The sequence below is a fragment of the Nocardia uniformis NBRC 13702 genome, from assembly GCF_001613345.1.
GTDB lineage: Bacteria > Actinomycetota > Actinomycetes > Mycobacteriales > Mycobacteriaceae > Nocardia > Nocardia uniformis.
This window is the reverse complement of sequence record NZ_BDCE01000092.1, coordinates 85925-106306: the sequence shown is the minus strand read 5'-3', so window position 1 is coordinate 106306 and position 20382 is coordinate 85925. Positions and strand designations below refer to the sequence as shown.

The 20382-nt window shown below is 66.3% G+C and carries 20 protein-coding genes; 4 read left to right on the top strand and 16 right to left on the bottom strand.

Going from position 1 to position 20382, the window contains the following annotated elements; translation table 11 throughout:
* Positions 1–446: 446 nt before the first annotated feature.
* Positions 447–719, bottom strand: coding sequence for a hypothetical protein (locus tag NU1_RS33990; protein WP_157553393.1), 273 nt, complete (start codon positions 717–719; stop codon positions 447–449).
* A gap of 277 nt (positions 720–996) precedes the next feature.
* Positions 997–2064, bottom strand: a complete 1068-nt coding sequence (locus tag NU1_RS33980) for an alpha/beta hydrolase (protein WP_245720434.1) — start codon at positions 2062–2064, stop codon at positions 997–999.
* A gap of 232 nt (positions 2065–2296) precedes the next feature.
* Here NU1_RS33980 and NU1_RS33975 point away from each other — a divergent pair, with 232 nt between their 5' ends.
* Complete coding sequence (locus NU1_RS33975; protein WP_067527852.1) at positions 2297–2506, top strand: hypothetical protein; 210 nt, start codon at positions 2297–2299, stop codon at positions 2504–2506.
* A 401-nt stretch (positions 2507–2907) separates the two neighbouring features.
* On the opposite strand, the gene NU1_RS33965 is transcribed toward NU1_RS33975, so the two are convergent.
* The gene (locus NU1_RS33965) at positions 2908–3252 is read right to left on the bottom strand and encodes a hypothetical protein (RefSeq protein ID WP_067527848.1); all 345 of its coding nucleotides are present in this window, start codon (positions 3250–3252) and stop codon (positions 2908–2910) included.
* A gap of 394 nt (positions 3253–3646) precedes the next feature.
* The gene (locus tag NU1_RS33960) at positions 3647–5242 is read right to left on the bottom strand and encodes an MFS transporter (RefSeq protein ID WP_067527846.1); all 1596 of its coding nucleotides are present in this window, start codon (positions 5240–5242) and stop codon (positions 3647–3649) included.
* A 100-nt stretch (positions 5243–5342) separates the two neighbouring features.
* Here NU1_RS33960 and NU1_RS33955 point away from each other — a divergent pair, with 100 nt between their 5' ends.
* Positions 5343–5822, top strand: a complete 480-nt coding sequence (locus NU1_RS33955; RefSeq protein WP_067527844.1) for a MarR family winged helix-turn-helix transcriptional regulator — start codon at positions 5343–5345, stop codon at positions 5820–5822.
* Here NU1_RS33955 and NU1_RS33950 read toward each other — a convergent pair.
* Positions 5819–7339 (bottom strand): MFS transporter, encoded by a 1521-nt coding sequence (locus tag NU1_RS33950; protein WP_067527841.1) that lies wholly within the window; start codon positions 7337–7339, stop codon positions 5819–5821. The genes NU1_RS33955 and NU1_RS33950 overlap by 4 nt on opposite strands.
* Before the next feature lie 77 nt (positions 7340–7416).
* On the opposite strand from NU1_RS33950, the gene NU1_RS33945 reads away from it, so the two are divergent.
* Positions 7417–8013 (top strand): TetR/AcrR family transcriptional regulator, encoded by a 597-nt coding sequence (locus NU1_RS33945; RefSeq protein ID WP_067527839.1) that lies wholly within the window; start codon positions 7417–7419, stop codon positions 8011–8013.
* A gap of 18 nt (positions 8014–8031) precedes the next feature.
* Here NU1_RS33945 and NU1_RS33940 read toward each other — a convergent pair whose 3' ends face one another.
* The 9 genes from NU1_RS33940 to NU1_RS33900 all read right to left on the bottom strand — a co-directional run bounded on the left by NU1_RS33940 (position 8032) and on the right by NU1_RS33900 (position 19081).
* Positions 8032–8709: a double zinc ribbon and FHA domain-containing protein gene (locus NU1_RS33940; protein ID WP_067527837.1), complete on the bottom strand. Its 678-nt coding sequence runs from the start codon at positions 8707–8709 to the stop codon at positions 8032–8034.
* Entirely contained in the window at positions 8709–9992 is a 1284-nt protein-coding gene (locus NU1_RS33935) for a vWA domain-containing protein (protein WP_067527835.1), read from the bottom strand. The genes NU1_RS33940 and NU1_RS33935 overlap by 1 nt, the downstream gene beginning before the upstream one ends.
* A 4-nt stretch (positions 9993–9996) precedes the next feature.
* Positions 9997–11190 carry a PP2C family protein-serine/threonine phosphatase gene (locus NU1_RS33930; protein ID WP_157553391.1) on the bottom strand — a complete coding sequence of 398 codons (1194 nt, stop codon included), beginning with the start codon at positions 11188–11190 and terminating at the stop codon, positions 9997–9999.
* On the bottom strand, positions 11187–13577 hold the full coding sequence (locus NU1_RS33925) for a serine/threonine-protein kinase (protein ID WP_084522066.1): 2391 nt from the start codon (positions 13575–13577) through the stop codon (positions 11187–11189). The genes NU1_RS33930 and NU1_RS33925 overlap by 4 nt, the downstream gene beginning before the upstream one ends.
* On the bottom strand, positions 13574–14737 hold the full coding sequence (locus tag NU1_RS33920; RefSeq protein ID WP_067527833.1) for a coiled-coil domain-containing protein: 1164 nt from the start codon (positions 14735–14737) through the stop codon (positions 13574–13576). The genes NU1_RS33925 and NU1_RS33920 overlap by 4 nt, the downstream gene beginning before the upstream one ends.
* A gap of 6 nt (positions 14738–14743) precedes the next feature.
* Positions 14744–15718, bottom strand: coding sequence for a glutamate ABC transporter substrate-binding protein (locus NU1_RS33915; protein WP_067527831.1), 975 nt, complete (start codon positions 15716–15718; stop codon positions 14744–14746).
* Positions 15715–16980, bottom strand: a complete 1266-nt coding sequence (locus NU1_RS33910; RefSeq protein WP_245720433.1) for a GlnX family signal transduction membrane protein — start codon at positions 16978–16980, stop codon at positions 15715–15717. Before NU1_RS33910 ends, NU1_RS33915 begins: the two co-directional genes overlap by 4 nt.
* Positions 16981–17179: 199 nt before the next feature.
* Complete coding sequence (locus tag NU1_RS33905; RefSeq protein WP_067527829.1) at positions 17180–18106, bottom strand: cyclase family protein; 927 nt, start codon at positions 18104–18106, stop codon at positions 17180–17182.
* A 174-nt stretch (positions 18107–18280) separates the two neighbouring features.
* On the bottom strand, positions 18281–19081 hold the full coding sequence (locus NU1_RS33900; protein ID WP_067527827.1) for a helix-turn-helix domain-containing protein: 801 nt from the start codon (positions 19079–19081) through the stop codon (positions 18281–18283).
* Positions 19082–19146: 65 nt separating this feature from the next.
* Here NU1_RS33900 and NU1_RS33895 point away from each other — a divergent pair, with 65 nt between their 5' ends.
* Positions 19147–19551 (top strand): DUF3224 domain-containing protein, encoded by a 405-nt coding sequence (locus NU1_RS33895; protein WP_067527825.1) that lies wholly within the window; start codon positions 19147–19149, stop codon positions 19549–19551.
* A 92-nt stretch (positions 19552–19643) separates the two neighbouring features.
* On the opposite strand, the gene NU1_RS33890 is transcribed toward NU1_RS33895, so the two are convergent.
* Positions 19644–20099 (bottom strand): type II toxin-antitoxin system VapC family toxin, encoded by a 456-nt coding sequence (locus tag NU1_RS33890; protein WP_245720432.1) that lies wholly within the window; start codon positions 20097–20099, stop codon positions 19644–19646.
* Entirely contained in the window at positions 20099–20350 is a 252-nt protein-coding gene (locus NU1_RS42880) for a ribbon-helix-helix domain-containing protein (RefSeq protein ID WP_067527823.1), read from the bottom strand. Before NU1_RS42880 ends, NU1_RS33890 begins: the two co-directional genes overlap by 1 nt.
* Between the last annotated feature and the right edge of the window lie 32 nt (positions 20351–20382).

The window sequence follows — 20382 nt, the reverse complement described above, 5'->3', positions numbered from 1 at the left end:
GAGTACAAGAAGCGTTTCGGCGGATAAAGACCCGAGGCTTGCCATAGCAGCGAACGCTAATCTTGGCACGGTGGCCGATGCCTGTCAGCCGCGGCGGCATCGATAGTCGTCGCGAGCGCTTCCGCTCAGGCATTGGCCACCCCAGGTGACGAGGTCCAAGTTCATCCGCACCACCGGCCCACGTATCCGCTCGGGTTGTTGCGGCGGGTCGACGCGAACTCGGCCAAAACTCGTGACTGACCGCATCGAACACGGCTCGGAACCCCGGATAGCGTTCCCGCGCTTCCGACAGATCAATCCGGGCGCAAAGGTCACATCGACCGGTTTCCGCTCATCGGTGCCGTGCACATTCACCACCTGTATCCGCTTCTCGGGGTCGTGGGTGTCCCGCCATATCAAGCGGAGGGCGCCGACCGTGGTTGTGTACTCGTCGGGCCGCTCGCGGTTCATCGCGTGTCCTCGCCCGGCCGCCGGTGCCGCGCCTGCGCGAGGGTGGCGCGACCGACATCGGTAATGCACCAACGTTTCTCCCGTCCGGGACCCGGCACGATCATCCCCCGGTCGTGCATGAACTCGACCGCCGTCCGGGTGGTGAATCCGGACAGCTGGGTTTGCGCCGCCAGCTGGCGCACCGTGAGCAGACCGCCCGGCTCCAGCACACTCAGCACCGCCAGTTCGGCTACCAAACCAGCACCGGATATCCGCCGCCAAACCAGCACCGGATATCCGCCGCCGCAGTATCGTCGTGATCATCGCCAGTCCCGCTTCGCGTCGTTGTCGGGCGGCGGCCGAGACAGGCGGCTCGAAACCCCACCGGGTGATCATCGTCCCGAAGTTCGTGTGCGTTGTGTCCGAACGCATGGAGAGTCCGCGAGGCGCGAGGGCGGGCGAACATCGCCTTCATGACCGTGCTGTGGGTGGCCTTGCCGGCGTTGTTGATGACCTTGGGCACCGTGGCCAGGTGGGCGATGTCCGGGATCGCTCTCAGGTGGGTGTTCAGGCGTCGAGCGCGGTAGCGATGGTCGGCCAGGACCCGGCCAGCTCGTCCGTCCAATACGGCCATGAGTGTGTACCGGTCGGCCGTTGCCGCACTGTCGCCGGAATCTGCAGCTCGGCGAGCCGGTTGGCGAGGGCCAGGGTGCAGGCGTAGGCTCCGGCTTCGAGTGGTCCTCCGACGGTGATGGCATCCGGCAGGTCCACTCGGCCGGGCACGTCGTGTTCTCCCGGTATTCCGCTCCCGCTCGACAGGTAGAGCGCGGTTCCGCGCAACTCGTTCGCGTGTGCCATGACATCGTGGGCGTACCAGTCCGGGTCGGTCGGCGTACCGAACATGTTGTCCGCGTTGCCACCGTAGGTGGCTACGATTCCGCGGGCGCGGGCTTGTCCGGCACCGGAGCCCAATGAGTAGCACCCGCTGTGAGCCGCGACAACCGAGTACAGACCCGGGTTCCGGAATGCCAGCATCATCGAGGCCTCGGCACCCATCGAAACCCCCTGGATACCGTTGCGGCCGTTGCCGTCGAACTCCGCGTCGATCAGCGGCGGTAGCTCTCGGGTCAGAAACGTCTCCCACTTGTTGGTGCCGAGCACGTCATCCCGGCGCTGCCAGTCGGTGTACAGATTGGCCGGACCACCTGTGGTCAGCACCACATTCACGTTCTTGTCGGCGAAGAACTCCACGGCCCGTCCGTGCGCTGTCCAATTGCTGTCGTTCTCCGGCGCGCCGCGACCGTCGAGCATGTACACCGTGGGCCGCGGGCGACTGCGATCGGCCGGTAACAGCACTTGCACCTCGACGACACGGTTCATCGCCCGTGATTGCACGTGAACCCGGAGCCAGCGGTCGGTGATCGGCTCGATACGGTCGATGAACGGGTGGATCGACAGACCGGAACTCTCACCGGGTGCTTGATAACCGTCGGCCGAGCCCGTATCCGGGCGTGCGGGCGGCTGTGCACCGGACACCCCGGACATCATCACGATTCCGAGCGTCACCGACGCCAGGATCATTACCGGACCATTCCACCGCCGTCGGCGAAGACCGAACCATCCACCGTAAGACACACGAACTCTCCTTTCCGCAGAATTGAAACATCACGCATTTACAATGCTGCCGAAGAAGCTGGCACCGGAACAGACCGCGGCGCCATAGTTGACAGTCTCTTGATATTCCGCTGGCCGATCCGGTCACCCAGTGAACGTCAAGTATTCGTAAGATCTCGTGTCTCGGAATGACACGCCGCGACTCCCGGTATTTGATCGAGATGGTCGGGAGCTCGTCGTGAGGAGTACAACAATGAAAGCGATCGCTATCTTCGGAACCGGATGCACCGCAATGGCCATCATTGTGGTGGGCGGCACGGCGACCGCTTCGACATACAGTGACCCGGTGGCCCCGCCGCCGGCCAGCGGATCGTCGACCGGTTCTTCGGGTGACCTCTGGTTCGAGCTGGTGAAGCAGTTGTCGACCGGCAGCTCGAGCGGTTCCGGCGGAGTTGTCGGATAAGGCCGGGCGAATGGGATGCCTTCACCGCAGACGTCCGGGCTGAGCTCAGTTGTGCTCAGCGTCGGCGGGGGTGGTTGGGTTCGGTCGATGAGGTCTTCGGGGACGAACCGGACGAATGAATGTGGCGGAGATGATCGTGATCCCTACCTTCCAGGGCTGACCGCTTCCAGAGTTCCGACGAGCGGTGGCGGCCGCAGACGACGGATGCCATTACCTTCCAGTGTGGCCCGGTGATCGGATCGATACCGGTCCGGGTACCGGAAGCGTCTGTCCCGCACCGAATCAACGAATCCGGCCCGGCCCACAGCTCGTCGTTCACCACCGCATCACCCATAGGCGGATTCTCAAACATGCAGCGGTGCAATGCACGACAGCCTCAGGACTCATTCCGAACTGACCTCTTAAAGCAGTCGAAGGCGGGCCCCGTACCAAATAGCCCGCGGAGGGGCGTAGCATTGACCGGCTGCTCCGTACCATCCTGAACCGGTAATGGGCACGATCTCCAGCTTGTAGGAGATGGACGGCGGGCAGACCTGAAAGACATCGGTAACGAGCGACCCCACGTCCTGCCAAACGACAACCCCGTTCGTCTTGATGGTCTTCAGCTTGACCGAACTCGGGATGCCCCTGTCACGGGAACCGAATTTGACCTGACTACCAGCCACCGCCTGAGCGGGAGCCGCAGCCATGAGGCCGGTGAAGACAAGGGAGGCAATCAGACCGATGGAAGTCAGAATCTTCTTCACAGGAATCCTCTCGTCAGCCCGCCGAAGTGTTCCGACAGACTTTCTTTGGTGTGAACAGCATCAATTGGGTAAGCGTCAAATAATCAAGTGTCCGCGTGACTCATCGAGAAGGTCCGCGTTGATCGGTTCGTTGCCTAATCGCGGCAGCATCAGGTATGACCGACATCCGATACCGCGCAACAGAAATATTTGAGTGCCTTTTCTTCGCACTTACTCCATCGTCCGCACTGATACCTGGCAACGTGTGGAGCCCGGTGCGGAAAACACTACTGAAGCGGTCTGTGGCGAACAATTCGTCCATCCCCATCCGTGGGAAAAATTGTTCGCGCAGGTCAGGCCCGGTGCGATACCGGACCTGACCTGAATTTTAGGTGTAGCTAAGGGGACTCGAACATCACGGTGTCAGGACCTCGCGAGTCGAGCGATTCCGCGCGGGCGAGATGAATGCCGTGGACGCCAAGGCCAGCACCAGCAATCCGGCACAAACGTAGCTGGATATCTGGAGGCCGGTCGTCATGGCCTCGCTGGCGGCGTCGGCGATCACTCGGGTGCTCGGATCGGCCGCCAACGCGGAAACGGCCGATCCGGCGCTGTCGGTCACCATTGCACTAAGGGGCTGGGCATCCGGAAGCCCGGCCGCATCGAGGCGGTCGCGCAGATTGGAACCGAGCGTGGTGAAGTACAGCGTCGTCAGCACCGCGATTCCGAGTGCGGAACCCAATTCCCGTGCCGCGCTTTGGATTCCTGAACCCTGACCGGCGCTCTCGGCGGGAACGTCGGCGAGTACGACATTCGTCACCTGCGCCGTGGCGAACCCGACGCCGATGCCGTAGACGAAGAGGGCGATCGCGATCCACCACCAGGCGCTGTCGGTGGCGGCGGTCGCACCCAGGAGCACCAGACCGATGGCCTCCAGGATCAGCCCTATCCGAACCTGCCCCAGCGCGGGTACCGAAGCGGCCATAGAGAAGCTCGCGCCGCTGGCGCAGAAGCTGCCCACCGCCAGGGCGCACAGGGCCAGACCCGCTTGCAGCGCACTGTAACCCAGGACGAATTGCAACCACAGCGGTAGCACCGCGATGATGCCGAACTCGCCGAGCCCCACGATCAGGGTGACGACATTGCCATTGCGAAAGGAGGGAATGGCGAACAGTCGCACATCCATCAGCGGTTCGCCGCCGGTGCGACCGAGCCAGGTCTGTCGCCGCCAGAACGCGAACAGGATCACAGCCGCCAGGAGGAACAGCACGAAGATCGGGGAAAGCCCACCGCTCCAGGAGAATCCACCGAGATTCAGCGGTTCGGTGGTGAGTAGCCAGCCGTGGGTTCGACCCTCGATCATCGCGTAGGCGAGCGCGGCGAGTCCGAGCGCCGAGAGGACCGCTCCCAGCATGTCGATTCCGCCGGGCGTGCGCGGTGAGGCCGGGATGAACAGCAGTACCCCGCCGAGGATCAGCGCGACCAACGGCAGATTGACACCGAAGGCCCAGCGCCAGGAGAAGTCCGCCAGCCAGCCGCCCAGCAGTGGGCCGACGGCCGCGGCCGCACCGATGGTCGATCCCCAGACGGCGAATGCCTGGGCGCGGGCCTTACCGGTGAAGGTGGCGTTCACCAGGGCCAATGAGGTCGGCAGAATCATCGCCCCGCCGACACCCTGCAGGAATCGGGCCGCGATCAGCAGCCCGCCGTTCGGTGCCAGCGCCGCGAGCAGGCTGGTCACGCCGAATACCAGGAGGCCGATGAGGAAGACCTTGCGCGCGCCGTGCAGATCGGAGAGCCGACCGGCGAGTAGGAGCAACGCCGCGAAAACAATGGCGTAGGACTCCTGAACCCATTGCGCCTGAACGGAATCGATCGACAGATCAGCGATGATCGGCGCGAGGATCACATTGACGATGGTGAGGTCGACGACGATCAGGGCCACACCCAGCGATACCGCGACGATGCCGAGCCATTTCCGGGTGGGATGGATAGCTGGTTCAGTATTCAATGTATCTCCATCATGAAGTATCTTTGTGATGAAGATAGATTTGCCGCAGGTAGGTTGTCAACCGAGTCCCACGGTCGCGAGATGAGTAGGAGGCACCTGGATGGCGGCGTCGAAGTCACCGAATGATGTTGCGGTGCAACGCGAACGGCTCGCGGAAGAGCTCCGGGCCTACGGCTCGAGTTTCACCGAACTCGGCCGTCGCTTCGCCGTGTCGCTGGGCGTCCATTCCACCGACGCCTTCGCCCTGCTGGAGATCTCCGCCGCCGAAGCCCAGGGCACCCCGCTCTCCCCCGTCCTGCTGAGCAGGCGCATCTCCCTGTCGTCGGGAGCTATGACCGCCCTGCTGAACCGCCTCGAACGGGCCGGATACGTCTCGCGCACCCGCGAACACACCGACCGCCGCATCGTCACCCTGCGCAGCAGCAAGGACGTCAAAGAGATCGCGGACAGCTACTTCGAACCGCTCAACACCCAGCAGGACGCCATCCTGTCCCAATACTCGCCGCAGCTGCTCCGGCAGTTCGAGACGGTGCTCGCCGAGCTGCGCGCCTCGATGGACGCGCATCTCACGCCGGATTAGCCCCGCTCCGACGGCGGCCCGGGGGCCCACATCGCTATCAGCACGGCCGCCACCAGGGTCAGGCAGCCGAGCGCGACGCCCGCCTGCTGAAATCCCTCCAGGAAGGCGGTTTTGGCGAATGCCGCGAGCGGCTCGGCCTGCGGCCCGGCCCGTTCGGCCACCTGGAGGGCGGCGGCGAGGGAGTCCGAAACCGGGCCGCGGGCCGCTTCGGGAAGTTGCGGGAGGGCGGGGGAAATGCGGTGGGAATATCCGGCCGCGAGCACACTTCCCGCAATGGCGATGCCGAGGGCCGCACCGATCTCACGGGCAGCGTCATTGACCGCGGCAGCGACACCGTGCTTCTCCACAGGGGTTCCTGCGACGATCGCGGCGGTGGCGGGCGCGCTACACAGCCCCATACCGGTGCTCATGATCAGCAGTGCCAGCAGCAGGTTGGTGTAGCTGCTGGAGAGATCGAGTCGGGCGATGAGGAGTAGGCCGGTCCCTACGACCACCAGGCCGATCAGGGAGATCAACCGCAGTCCGAAACGCTCCGCCAGTCGAGGCGCGAAGAGGGAAACCGCCACCAGCGGAATGATCATCGGCCCCAAGGCCAGCGAAGAGGCCAGCGGTGAGTATCCGAGGATCAGCTGCAGGTACTGCACGATCAGCATGAATACCCCGAACGAGACCAAGAACTGCACGGTCAAAGACAGGGCGCCGCTGCCGAATCCGCGATGACGGAACAGGCGTACATCGAGCAGCGGGTGTGCGATGCGCAGTTCGACAATGGCGAATATCGCCGCCGCGACCACACCACCGGCGAGTACGCCGAGCACCAGGGGATCCGACCAGCCGCGCACGGGGGTCTCCATGGCGGCGACAACGATCAATCCCACTGCGGCGGCGACGGTGACCGAGCCCCACGGATCCAGTGGCGGTCGGTCCGCGTCGACGGATTCCGATACCGTCCATCCGGCCCCGAACAGCAGGGCCCCGATCGCGGCCATGGCGACGAAGACGGACTGCCACGACAGCCACTGCAGCAGTAGACCGGAGCCGATAATGCCCAGTGCGCCACCGGATCCCGCTACTCCGGCCCACAAGCCCACGGCCTGCCCACGGCGCTCTTCCGGAAATCCCGCGGTCAACAGCGATAGCGTCGACGGCATGACGAAGGCCGCACCCACCCCCGCCAGGGCGCGGGCCGCGATCAGCCAGTGGGGACCGTCGATGAGCAACGGGACCACCGACGCCAGCGTGAAGACCGCCATACCGGCGATCAGCATCACGCGACGTCCCACGCGGTCGCCCAGCGCACCCGCCGGCAGCACCAGACAGGCCAGTGCCAGGGTGTATCCGTCCACCACCCAGGTCAATTGGCGCTGCGTGACGCCGGTATCGGCGGCGATCTCGGGCAGCGCCGAATACAGTGCGGCCATGGCGGCGACCACCAGGGCGACGGATAGGCACGACACCACCAGCATCCAGCGCTGCGCCGACGACAACCGTGCGGCCGTACTCCCGATGGCTACCATCGAACCTCCCGAGGAACAGTACTGATGGTATCGCTACGCTACCATCAGTAGCATAAGCCTGAGAGGAGTGGAACCCCTTGTCGCGCGAGGACGAGATAGACCCCCGGAAGCTACGGTCCCGGGCCCGGCTACTCGATGCCGCCACCACTTTGCTGATATCCGGTGGCGTGCAGGCGGTAACCGTCGACGCGGTCACCAAGCTCTCCAAGGTCGCGCGCACCACCCTGTATCGACACTTCGACACTTCCGTCGACCTGCTGGCGGCCACGTTCGAACGCTTGGTACCCCAGGTCGATCCGGTGCCGACCGCCGGACCGCTGCGCGAACGGCTGATCGAACTGATCACCCGGCAGGCCGCGCTCATCGACGAAGCCCCGCTGCAACTGACCACGCTGGCCTGGATGGCCATGAGCACGCCGGAGTCCACCGGGGATGCGCCCCAGACTTTTACGAGCCTGCGCGATCGCGTTATCGAACAGTACCGAGAACCGTTCGACGAACTCCTCGACACCGACGAGGCGCATGCGGCGCTGGGCGACTACGACACCAACTTCGCGCTCGCCCAACTCATCGGGCCGATAGTCTTCGCCAAATTGACCGGACTGCGGACGTTCACCCGCGACGACTGCGCCCACCTGGTCGACGACTTCCTGCACGCTCGCCGGGTCGAGTAGGGCGGAAGCGCCTGGGGCTCAGTGCGGTTCGGCTGTCAGCGTGATCGTGGTCCAGCCGCCGACATGGATCCGGTCGCCGCTGTGCAGCGGTACGGGCCGGTCGGCGGGGATGGGATCGTCGCTACCGTTGAGGCTGGTGCCATTGGTGGAGCCGAGGTCGGTGACGGTGACCTCGTCACCATCGATACGCAGGACCGCGTGTGTTCGGGACACCCCGATATCGGCCGGTGACAGGCCCAGGTCGATATCGGGGCGCACACCCTGGGAGACACTGCGCTTGCCGATGAGGATGTCTTTGCTCCGCAACACGATTCGCCGATCCGGATAGAACGCCGGGAAATCCACGGTTTCGGCGTCCGGACCTTTGCGAGCGCGCATTCGGTCGTAGAACTCGCGGTCGGCGACAATGGTGGCGACCCAGACCACGGCGCCGTCCCGGCCCGGCACACCCGAGTCCGGTGCTCCCGCGTTCGACACGGCTGAATCCTGGACGGGTGCCGCCCGCTGCGGTGCTCCGGTCGGCGCGGGCAATGCCGAATCGTGCCCGCACTCCTCACAGAAGCGGCCCTCACTCGGCGCACCGCAATTCGGGCACGCCGGAATCGGAGCCGCGATCGGGTCCGCCGCGATGGGGACGCCGCACACTTCGCAGTAGTCGTCGGTGGACGACCGGTGGCCGTCGGGGCAGGTCACCATTACTGCTCCTTTCGTACCCGGGCGGTCTTGGTCGAGCGCAGACCCAGGGCCATTACCTCGGCGGGGTCGACCTTGTCGCGCAGCCGGACGGTGCCGGTGCGCTCATCCACATCCACGACGGCGCGCAGTAGTTTGGCGGTGGCATCGTGGCCGGAGTCTTTGGCCAATTCCACCGCGCGCTGGAGTTTGGCGGTAGCGGCCGCATCATCGCCGTCCTTGCGAGCGGCCAGGCCCTCCTGAATCACCTGGGCCAGTTCGGCCTGGCCGGTGTAGTGGGCCACCCGCTTGCTGATGCGGGCCGACAGCGCGAGGTCGGTGGTCCATTTCGCCTTGACCAGCCCCTCGCCGAGCACCTGGTCCTCGGCGAGGATATGCACACGGGCCGTCAGCTTCTCGCGTCCCGGCGCAGCGGGTTCCACGCGAATTTGCAGGTGGTATTCGCGATCCTCCGCACCCCACGGACCGAGGGGGTAGTCACCGGTGCGCGGACCGCTCTCGATACGGCGGTCGGTGAGCTGTTCGATGGCCGGTGCCACCTGTTTGATGGAGAGAACCTCCGCCCCGGTCGGAATCCACACCCGCAGTGTCAGATCCGGAATCGACTTCGCCATCGATGTCCGCATCATGGCGGCGAAATCGGCGGACAGGCCCTGGGGTTTCGCCACGATATCGGCGGTACCGAAGAGGGCCGAGGCGACGGCCTGCAGCTCCTCCTCCTGCCAGTCGCTGCCGACACCCCGGCAATCGCAACTGAATACACCCGTCGCCGCCTCGATCTGGGCATCCAACTGATCCCGGGACTCACCCTGGTTCTTGCCGTCGGTCAGCAGAATGGCGTGCACGATCGACTTCGGATGCGCCTGTGCCAGTCGGTTGGCGGCGGCCAGCCAGGTACCGATGGCGGTGCCGCCATCGGCCTTCAGCCGCTTCAGGGCGTCACGAGCCGCGGCGCGGGTGGAGCGGTTGGCGGGCGTCGTGCGGTACCCATCGGGATAGACGGGGAACCCCTCCAGGGTTCCGCCGACTATGGCGAATTCCACGCCGTCCGGTAGTTCGTCGAGGGCGGCCATGGCGGCCTTTCGGGCCTCCTGAAACCGTTCTCCGGTCATGGAGGTCGAGCGATCGAGGATCAGAATCTCCACGCGGGGCGCGGGCGGGGTGGCGGCTACCAGATCACCGGTGGTCGTCACGGTAATGACGGCGTGGACGGTGTCGGCGCCCTCGGCCAGATACTCATTCTGGTCGACGGCGATCGAAATACCTTCGGTTGCTTGCGAACTCACGATGTTACCCCTGACGGTCGAACAGCGGAACGGGAATGAGAGCGACAGTGATGTTGTCGTGGCCGCCGGACTCCAGGGCGAAATCGACGAGGTCCCGCGCGGCCGCGCGCGTTGCCGCCGGCGAGGTGAGCGACGGCGCGGAGGCCGCTATCCGGGCGGCCAAGTCGGCCGGGTCGGGCAGGTAGTTCCAGAGTCCGTCACTGCACAGCAGCAGCGTGCCCGGACCGCTGGTGCGCATTGTGTGAACGCAGTCGTCCGACCATGGCCGCCGCACGGAATCACTACCGAGCCAACGCAATAGCGCATGCGCCTGTGGATGGCGCATGGCCGTCTGCGGGTCGACACCACCTTCGATGAGGGTCTGCGCGAAGGAGTCGTCCGAGCCGAGTTGCCGCGATCCGGCTTCCGACAGCCAATACGCGCGACTGTCACCGACATTCGCGATGGCGATCTCGACTTCGCCATTGCCCAGGCCGCGCAGCGCCGCCGAAACATAGGTGCACGAGGCGGAATCGGCATCGGCCGAGGTATCGCCACGCACCGTGAGCCACGCTGATTCGAGCCCCGCCATGGCCGCCGCTTCGGTGGTGAGGCCGTCCGCGAGCGCGGACAGGCACGCATTCGCGCCCGCGCGGGCGGCCGCACCCGATGCGACCTGCGGATCGCGGGTGGTGGATACCCCGTCGCACACCGCCACCGCGATCGAGGTGCTACCCGGTTCACGGAGCACCGCCGCCGCGACCGCATCCTCGTTGCGCGCGTGCGATAGCCCGCGATCGGTAATCAGTACGACACCGTCGAGTTCGGCCGCGCGGCGATCGGGGGCCCGGCGCAATTCCCCGCACTCCACGCAGTAGCCGTGAGCGTCGAATCGCTGCTGCCCGCAGCCCGCGCAGGGCTCGGCGGGGACCTCGCTATCGGGCAGGGCGGCGCGCGTGACGCCGAGCTCCCGACCGCATTCCTCGCAGAACCGGTCGCGGGGTCCGACCCGCGACGCGCAATTCGGGCAGCGACGTCCGCCGGTGGGTGCGGTGGCGGTCATGGCCGGATTCCGCACCGCGTCGTGACCGCCAGCGGGTTCGGTGCGGTCTCCGGTAGCACCATGACCGGCGACCGACCCGGCGGGGTCCGCGGCCGCACCAGCAGCGGGAGTGGGTTCCGTGCTGTCCTCGGCGGCGGCCGGATCGGCGGCGGTCACAGGGTTGTCCTCGGGCGGACGGCGTTGGCCTGTTCAACGAGTGCGATGCGTTGCCACATATCGTCGGATTCCCGGGCGCGGTCTCGGTAGCAGCGTTCCAGGCCGGTGCGGACTCCGGCCTCGTCCAGGGTTTCGCCCAGTAGCGGGGTGCGGTCGCTGGTGTGGCGGCCGAGTCGGAGCCAGGTCAGGGCAGCCTCCAGGACTGTCGTTCGTACTTGGGCGCGGCGGCGGGTGGAGTCGAGTCGGAGCCGATCGACGCGGGCGCCGGTTTCGCGCAGGATGGATTCGGTGAGATCGCCGGGGCGCGGCACATCGAGAATCGTTCGTACAGCGGTGATCTGAGCCTCGGTGAAGACCGCGGAGGCCGGTTCCACCTGATCGAGTACCGCCACCGCGTCGGCGCGGCTGCCGTCCGAGCGGCTGAGGCGGGCCAGGCCGAACGCGGCGCTGAGGAAGGACCGGTCCGTGCGCCAGACCATAGTGTAATACCGTGCGGCGCGGTGCCTTTCGGCCTTCGGGTGAGCGCCGGACAGCGCGGCCATCTCGGCGACGGCGGCCAGGGCCAGCTTGGGTGCCGCCTCTCCGGGCAGTTCGGTGAATACCTGGTCGAATTCCGCCGTGGCCTGGTCATACTCGCGCGCCAGCAGGAGCGCCTGCCCGCGATACCAGTGCAGCCGCCAATCGTCGGGGGCGGTGGGGGCCAATTTCTCCAGGCGCGCCATCGCGTCGGCGGCATCCCCGGATTCCACTGCGGCCCTGATCAGCCGCAGCGGAATCTCCACCGTCTCCGCACTGCTGGTGACGACCGCCCGCAGCGCGATCGAGAATTCACGGTCCAATTCCGCCACCGTCGTTCCGGTGGTCGCGGCCAGCAGCGGCGCACCGCTATCGCCCGGATCGACCAGCGGAACCGGCAGGGCGGCAATGATTTCCGGTGGATCGGCGGGTGGCTCCTCCCCGATCCCGAAGACCCCGCGCGGCGGTCCGAACCGGGTGGACATCCCATGTCGCGGCTTGCCGTCGTCGAGCGACAGCACTTCCCGCAGCACGCCGGTGAGCTGATCGGCCATCTCATCCATGGAAACGAATCGCGCGTGCGGATCGGAATCGGTGGCGCGCAGCAGGAATCGGTGCAGCGACTCGTACTTCGCCAGGACCGGTGCCGAGTCCGGATCGGGTAGGCCCTCGGCCAATCGCCCGTCCCGCTGCGGCATATCGAACATGAGCACCGCGAGGGTGCGACCCACCGTGTATACCTCGGTGGCCACCGTCGGACCGGTCGTGGCGGTCTCAGGGGCCTGGTAGCCGACCGTGCCGTAGATCGGACTGTTCTGGTCCGCCATATCCATGACCGCGCCCAGGTCGATCAGGTTGAGCTGCTCATCGGTCTGCATCACATTGTCGGGCTTGAAATCACAGTAGGCCCAGCCCTGTGCGTGCAGATAGCCGAGCGCGGGCAGCATTTCCAGGACGTAGGCGATGGCCTGTGCTGGGGGCAGGAATCGGCCGTGCGTCTCGAGATGTTGGCGCAGCAGCTGTTTCAGCGAGGTGCCGCCGACGTACTCCATCACGATGTAGCCGACGGTCTCGCCATCCGCACCGGTGTGTTCGGCGAAGTTGAAGATCCCGACGATGCTGGGGTGGTTCACATCCGATAGGAATCGACGCTCGGCCACCGCGGCCTGCACCGCATCCGGATCGCCGGAATTCAATAGGCCCTTCAATACGACCGGGCGCTTGTTCACCGGATGATCGAGGGCCAGGTAGATCCACCCCAGACCACCATGCGCCAGACAACCCAGGACCTCGTACTGGCCCGCGACCATATCGCCCTGGGACAACTTGGGCGAGAACGAGAACGGCGCACCGCAGTGCGGGCAGAAGCCCTCGGTCCGGCCGGGCGAGCCATCGCGCCCCCGGCCCACCGGCTTATCGCAGCGACCGCAGTACCGACTGTGTTCGGCCACCTGTGGATTCACCAGAATCGCCGATGCCGGATCGACGCGCGGCACCCGGGGCACATCCACCAGGCCCGCACCCAGGCGACCGCGCCGCGATTGTGCGGAGGTGGAGCGGCCACTGCGGCCGGAACTACCGGTCCGCGCGGTCGATGCCGCGGTACCGGCGGTCGATCCCCGGGCTCCGGCGGCAGATGTCGTGGACGCCGCTGCGGGAGCGGTACCGCAGCTATCGCAGTAACCGTCGACGATCCGTCCACCACAGCCGGGTTCGCCGCATACGGGGGCGGTCCGCGCCGCAGGTGCGGCGGCGGAAGGATTTCCGGCTACCGCGTTCGAGGCGGCCGGCGGGGCGGCCGGAGCTGTCCCGCACTCCTCGCAGTATCCCCCCGCAATCTGTCCCAAGCATCCGGGTTCGTCGCAGTTCACGATGTCCTCCCCGACTTCTGCGCGATGATTCCTCGATAATCCGCGATGGCGCGGGTGACCGCTGCCAGATCGCAGGGCCGACGCGATAGCAGTCCGGTCGCAATGCGGTCGGCGGCCATGACATCGCGCTCCTCGGCGACACCGAGGCGATTCGCCTTGGCCTGGTACGCACCCAATCGGCCGCGCAGTTCGGCACGGCGGTCCAGTAGGCCCTGGATGAGCCGCTCATCGTCCACGGCCTGGGCACAGGAGTTACCGATGCGCTCACGCAGGCGGTAGAGGGCTTCGGCCGCACCGGGTCGCAGTGCGTCCAATTCGGCTCGTAGCGCGCCGGTGTCGTCCGGTCGGACAGGTAGTGGTCCGGTCAGGATCTTCTGCTCCACCTCAACGCGGGCGTGTGCGGTCCGCTCCCGAATCTGCCGCACCCTGTCCAGCTGCTCGCGGACAGCGGCGACGGCGGTATCCCAATTCGCGACCAGCGCACGGAGTTCGGTGAGCATGGCCGATTCCGTCCGCAGCTGGTCCGATAGCTCGGTGAGGCGCTCGTCCACCTCATCCGCGAGCGCCAGCGGGTCGACGGCGGCGCGGCCGAGTAGCTCGGCGATACCGTCGCGGATGGCGCGGAGCGCGGGATTCGTTGTCGCGCCGACGTTGTCGAGCTCGGCGCGCAGTGGTGCCACACCCGCCGCGACTTCGGTATTCACCGTATCCACCTGATCGAGGAATTCGACAACCGTCGGAAACCGCTCGCGCATGCGGTCCAGGATGTCGGCGAGTCCGATGTAGCGCACCGCTTCCCGGGGTCCGGTGAGGGTCCGCTGGGAGAGCGGAATCTGTTCGCGCGCCACCTCGAAGCTCTGTTCGCGGAGCAGCCGGGTGATTTCGGCACGGTCGCCATCGCTGAGCATCAGGTGCCGGCGGCGCGCGGCCTTCGCCGAATCCAGGATGGTGCGCAGCCGCGCGTAGTCCTCCCACAGCAGCGCTATCGCCTCCTGGACCGGACCCCACCGCTGCTCGGTCACCCCGGTCGGTGGGAATTGGCGCACCAGGATCAGACCCGGATGCTTATCCAATTCGACCAGTGTCGTCGCGATCGCGTCGATTTCCGTTTCCCGGGTGACTAATTCGCGGTCGATCTCCGCCGAGGTCAGCATGCTCATGGCGGCTCAATCCACATAGCGCGGTTGCGGCGGGCCGGGCGATGGACCGAGCACACCCATCCGTGCGGTGTAGATGCGGTCCCAGCTGCCGTCCGAGCGGAGACGATCCAGGACACCATTGACGAAACGGACGAGGTCGGTGGCCTCCTGCTGTACGCCGACCGCGTAGGCGTCCTCGGCCATTGCCGCACCGACGATCTCGAGGGTGGGATCCTGGATCGCCAGTCCGGCCAGAATCGGCTCGTCGGTGCTGACCGCGTCCACCTGCCCCTGTTGCAGGGCGACCAGGCAGTCGAGCCAATTCGTCATACCGATGACCGTGGGCCGGTTGGGTAGCGCGAATACCGCTTCCAGAGTGGTGGTGCGGAAGACGCCGCAGACGCGTTTGCCAGTCAGATCGGCGACGGCGCGGATTCCGGAGCCCTTCACCGCCAGAATGCGCTGGTCGGAAATGAAATACGTACTGGAGAACTCGACCTCGCGGCGGCGCTCACAGGTCGCGGAGAAGGTGTGCACGACCAGATCGACCTTCTTTTCCCGCAGGGCGGGAACCCGCTCGGCCGAGGTGATCACCTGTAGGTCGATACGGTTGGGATCGCCGAAGAGCGCCTGTGCGATCGCGCGGGCGATATCGATATCGAATCCCTCGAGTCCGCCGGTGGTGGGATTGCGGAACCCGAACAGCAGCATGTCCTGATTCACCCCGACCCGGACCACCCCACGGGAGACGATCTCGGCCATGGTCGAGCCGGCGGGCATCGCACCGGGCGCGGGCAGCGGTCCCGGCCGCAGACTCGCGGTGGCATCGCAGGATTGGTCGCCGCGTTCGTTCGGAGAGCTGGTCAGCTCGACTGCCGCGGGTGGCATGGGTTCGACTACCCGGCCCGGCATCGGTTCCGCTACCGGCGCTCCCCCGCCGCACGCGCTCACCAGGGCCGCCGTGCCGACGGTCAGCAGTGCGGTCAGCAGGCGTGTGTTCACAGGAACTCCTTCAGACGAGGCCACATGCCGACCAGCACCGCGGCGGCCGCGGCGGTCATCAGCAGCAGCGTGCCCGTGGGGCTCAGCGCCAAACGGTCGCCGCCGGCGTCGACGCCATCACGCAATTCGCCGCGCACCCGGGTGAGGGCATCGAGCAGGGCGGCATCGAGATCACCGAAATTGGTTGCGGTGGAGTCGGGTCCGGTTCCGATGGCGCGGTCCAGCGCCGTTCGATAGTCGGCGCGGCGATACGCTTCGGTCTGCTGGACGTGGCTTCGGGTCCAGGCGGAGAACTCCTCCTCGGTGACCGCATCCGACACGCTGTCGAGTCGCTGCCGCAGCTGACCGGTGTGGTCGGCGAATCTCTGCTCACTCTCGGTGAGGTCGCCACGGGTGACCATCTGCAGGGTTTCGGCAGTGCGCGCCTGCTGCGCCGAGATACGGGCCTGCACCAGGGTTTCGAATCGCGCCCGCGCACCCGCGGCATCGTCGTCCACCGCCTGTGCGGCAACGAGTGTCGCGGCGACCGCCCACAGCATGGTTATGAGCGTCAGTCCGGCGGCGACCAGGACGCCGGGGTTGAAACGTCGATTGGTGCGCCGCAGCAGCACGATAGAGGTGGCCGCGCAGGCGATCAGGGTGAGCAGCAGCAGTGCGATGGTGCTGCCCGGCAGGGCCGCGATCGCGCGCTGGTCCGTGCGCACCGCCGAAATCCGGCTGGTGGTCAGCTCTTCGGCGGTGGGCAGCAGCGAAGTCTGCATCAATCCCGACGCCTCGCGCAGATAGGCCGAGCCGACCGGATGGCCCAGCCGATTATTCGCCCGGGCCGCCTCGACCAATCCCGCGTAGGCGGGCAGCTCGGTGGTGATGCGCGCGACGATCGAGCGGGTCTGCGGGTCGTCCGCGCCCGCCGTGGCTTCCGCCAAGGACGCCGCCGCATCGGCGAGCGCCTGCTGATACCGGTCGCGCACCTGCGGCGATTCGACGCCACCGGAGAGGAATGCCGTCGCCGCCCAGGCATCCGCCGCCGACAGTGCGACATACAGTCGCTGCGCCGCGAACGCCACCGGTTCGGTCCGTGCCAACACCGCGTCCCGCTGGGCGATCTTGCCGCTCAACTGATTCGCGGCAGATACCCCCGTGATCAGGCACAGCACCGCTGAGGTAATCGCCAGCGCGCCCAGCACGCCGGGCGTCGTTCTGGCGAACCGCCGCAACCACTGTGTCCAGTCGCGGACTTTCGCCGGGGGGTGAAACCCCATACCTGCCCCCGGTTCCGGCCCTCCTCAGGCCCCTTCGTCTGAGAAATGCTACGGGAGCAGCCACCACCCGGCCACCTACTTTCGAACCCCGCCGCAACCCCAATTCCCGGTTCCCGGAACGCCATTGAACCGACACTCGGTTCGCGACGACGCCGGTCGGTGCGCGACCGGCCTGCCGCTGGCGTTCGAATCGCGAGCTTCAGAAGATCGCGACCGGGGCGACGGGGGTTCCGGTCGCCCCGACGAAGGGCTCCGGCATGGCCGACAGCAGGAATTCGTAGCGACCCTCCTCCGCGCACGCCACCGCCAACTCCTCCAGATTCCAGTTCTGTCCCTGCAGCATGCCCATTTCGACGAGATCCAGGGCGTGGACGGCGAGCCACTGGTTCTCGATTTCGGGTGGGAAGATTTCGAAGGTGAGGGTGTCATTGGCGACGGCGGCGACATCGCGGGCGTGGAACCACTCCGGGGTGTACACCGACAGTCCCGGTGAGGGCAGTGCGTACCCGTGCCGGTCACCGGCCAGGAACAGCTGAATCTGGCCGGTGCGCACCAGCACCAGATCTCCGGCGCGCACCTGGACTCGGCCGAACTCCTCGGCGACTTCCAGATCCTCCGGGGTAATGGCGTGGCCGCCGGCGAGGCGGTCCACACCGCGTGCCCCCGCCACATCGAGCAGTACGCCACGGGACACGATGTGCCGCGCCTTGTCGATGCCGCTGAAGGCAGCACCGCCATGTGCGGTGATGGTGTCGGCGGGCCGACCGTTGTAAATGCGTCCCGTGTGCGACACGTGCGTCAAAGCGTCCCAATGGGTTCCGGCCTGCAACCCCATGGTCACCGTATCGTCGCTCGTCGCGACGGTCTCCGGCCCGAACATCTCCCAGTTCAGCGCGACCATGGTGCGCAGCGGATTCACCCGCCCCGGAATCATCCCGGTCTGAATTCCCTGCTGGCTCAACGGCACAGCGAGGGGTACCCGCCGCCCACTGCGCACGGTCGCGGCGGCGGCACGCACCACATCATCGGTAATGAGATTGAGCGTCCCGATCTCGTCATCGGAACCCCAACGCCCCCAGTTGTTCACGCGCTTGGCGATATCGAGCAGTTCCGGTGATAGAGCCATGCCGCAGCAACTTACCCGCCCACCTATGTCTCCGCGAGGGGTCGCTGTTCGAGGTCCGGGACGGGCTTGCCCCGAGCAGGCCGATGTCGATGCGTCCAGCACGGCGAAGGCAGGGTTGGGGCACGATCGAAGGTATCGGGTCGACGGGCCAGCGGCTGCCCGGCATCGGCGGCCCTACCCCGCGCGCTGGGCATACGCCGCAGGCGAACAGCCGACTATCGCCTTGAAGTCGCGGGCGAAATGCGCCTGGTCGGCATAGCCGAGTTCGGTTGCCAGAGTGGCCAGGTCAATTGCGTTCTCCGCCAGGCGCTGGGCGGCCTCGTGCAGGCGGTAGCGCTGGATGACCCATTTGGGCGAGACACCGATATAGCGGCGCATCAGCTTCTGTAGATTTCGCTTTCCTGTTCCGAAGCGGTCGACGAGGTCGTCTACGCGCAGGATGGTGCGATCGGCCAGGATCTCGTCGACTATTTCGTTCAGCCATGCGACGGTTCCGGAATCCGCGATATGCCGCTCGCGGACAAAGGATTCCGCGATGCCTCGCCGCATGTCGGTATCGGTCTCAGTGGCGATCCGCGCGGCGAAACGATCGGCGGCGGGACCGAAGATCTCCGCTCCGGCGACCACGCAATCGGTCAGGTCGGCCACGGGGCGGCGGGTGAGGGTGTGGAAGCCCGCCGGGCGGAAAGTGATCCCGAAGATATCGCCGCACTCGGCCAAGGTCTGGGTGAATTTCCCGCGCAGCACGCCGTGCACGCGGCAGTGCCCGTTCTCGACGGCGACCACCACGGCCGGGCTCGGCAACACCTCGACGGCGAAGGGTTCGCGATCACGCAGATCCCAACGCACCGACCAGTGGTGGGCGACGATATCGGCGAGATCGGCGGCCACCGGAACCAGTGCCTCGCGGTACACGCCGACACCCGCGCGCGGATCGAGCAGTCCGCGCGCCGGAGTCTCCGTGGTCGAGTCCATGGCCCATTGTCTCGCGTTCGCGTTTGTTCAAGACTGTCTTCGCTGCCGACCCTAGCGTCGACAGTATGAACACACCGAGCACGGTCACCGGCACCATCGAATCCAAATCCTGGGAGCAGACCGACTTCGCTGCGACGGAAGGCGCCCCCAACCTGGGCATCGCCACAGGCCACGACCTCTACTCCGGCGCGATCGAGGGCGACGCCGACTGGCAGGGCCTCACCTGCACCGCCGCCGACGGCAGTGGCACCTTCGACAGCCTGCAACGCACCCGCGGCACCCTCGACGGCCGCACCGGCACCTTCGTCCTGCGCATGACCGGCACCTTCTGCCCGAGCGGCGACTCCCGTGCCGAATGGTCGGTAATCCCCGACTCCGGCACCGGCGAGCTCACCGGGCTCACTGGAACCGGCGGCTACGACTCCACTGCGGGCACCAATACCTACACTCTGACCTATAGCTTCGAATAGGCCTCTACTCGACCACCCGGGCCGGGGCGACTTCTCGGCCAATCAATCCCCTCGGTCCTGCTTGCCCCAATGGGATCAGGAGGCGTCCTCGTTCACAGATCATCCGGTAGGACACGAAAAGCCTTGTGCTGGGTAAGCGGAGTCAGGGCTCGGAAGTCCCGTCTGTCGAGCGTGAGAATCGCATCGGTTTCGTAATCCGCCGCCAAAGCGACAGATACCGCGTCGGTGAGATCCAGCCGCAAGTCCGTATAGAGCTTGCGCACGGCGTTGGCCTGATCAAGGACGTCCGTTGTGATCACCGCGATTTCGAAATGTGCGGTACGCGCCTGGGCCGTGAGATCTTCGATCATCTCAATGGCGACCCGGCTCCCCAGCGCGCGGCGAGCGACATGGTCGACCTCAGCCAGCACCAGGGGTGACAGGACCACCAAACCCGCTTCCCCGAGAACACGAAATGCTCCATCACTCTCGGGTGAGGAGGTATCGAAAGCGGCGATGAGTCCCGAGGTGTCGGCAATGACGATCCCCGGACCTTCGACTGCGACCACTACGAACGTTCCTGATGGCCGCCACCGAAGTCATCCGCGAGGAACTCGTCGACACGCTCGGCGAGGGAGGGGTCTCCGCTCGCGAATCGTCGTAGCCGCAATGGCTCCGATCGGCGCCGCACACGTTGCGCCGCCAAATGGATCGCATTGCGAATGATCTCCGCCTCGCTCACATCGCTGCGCGCCGCGGCCGCCTTGAGAACGGCCAGATCATCGGCGTCGGCATAGACCATCGTACGTTTTAGCGGCATATGAGTATTGTGGCATATATGAGTGGTGGCCG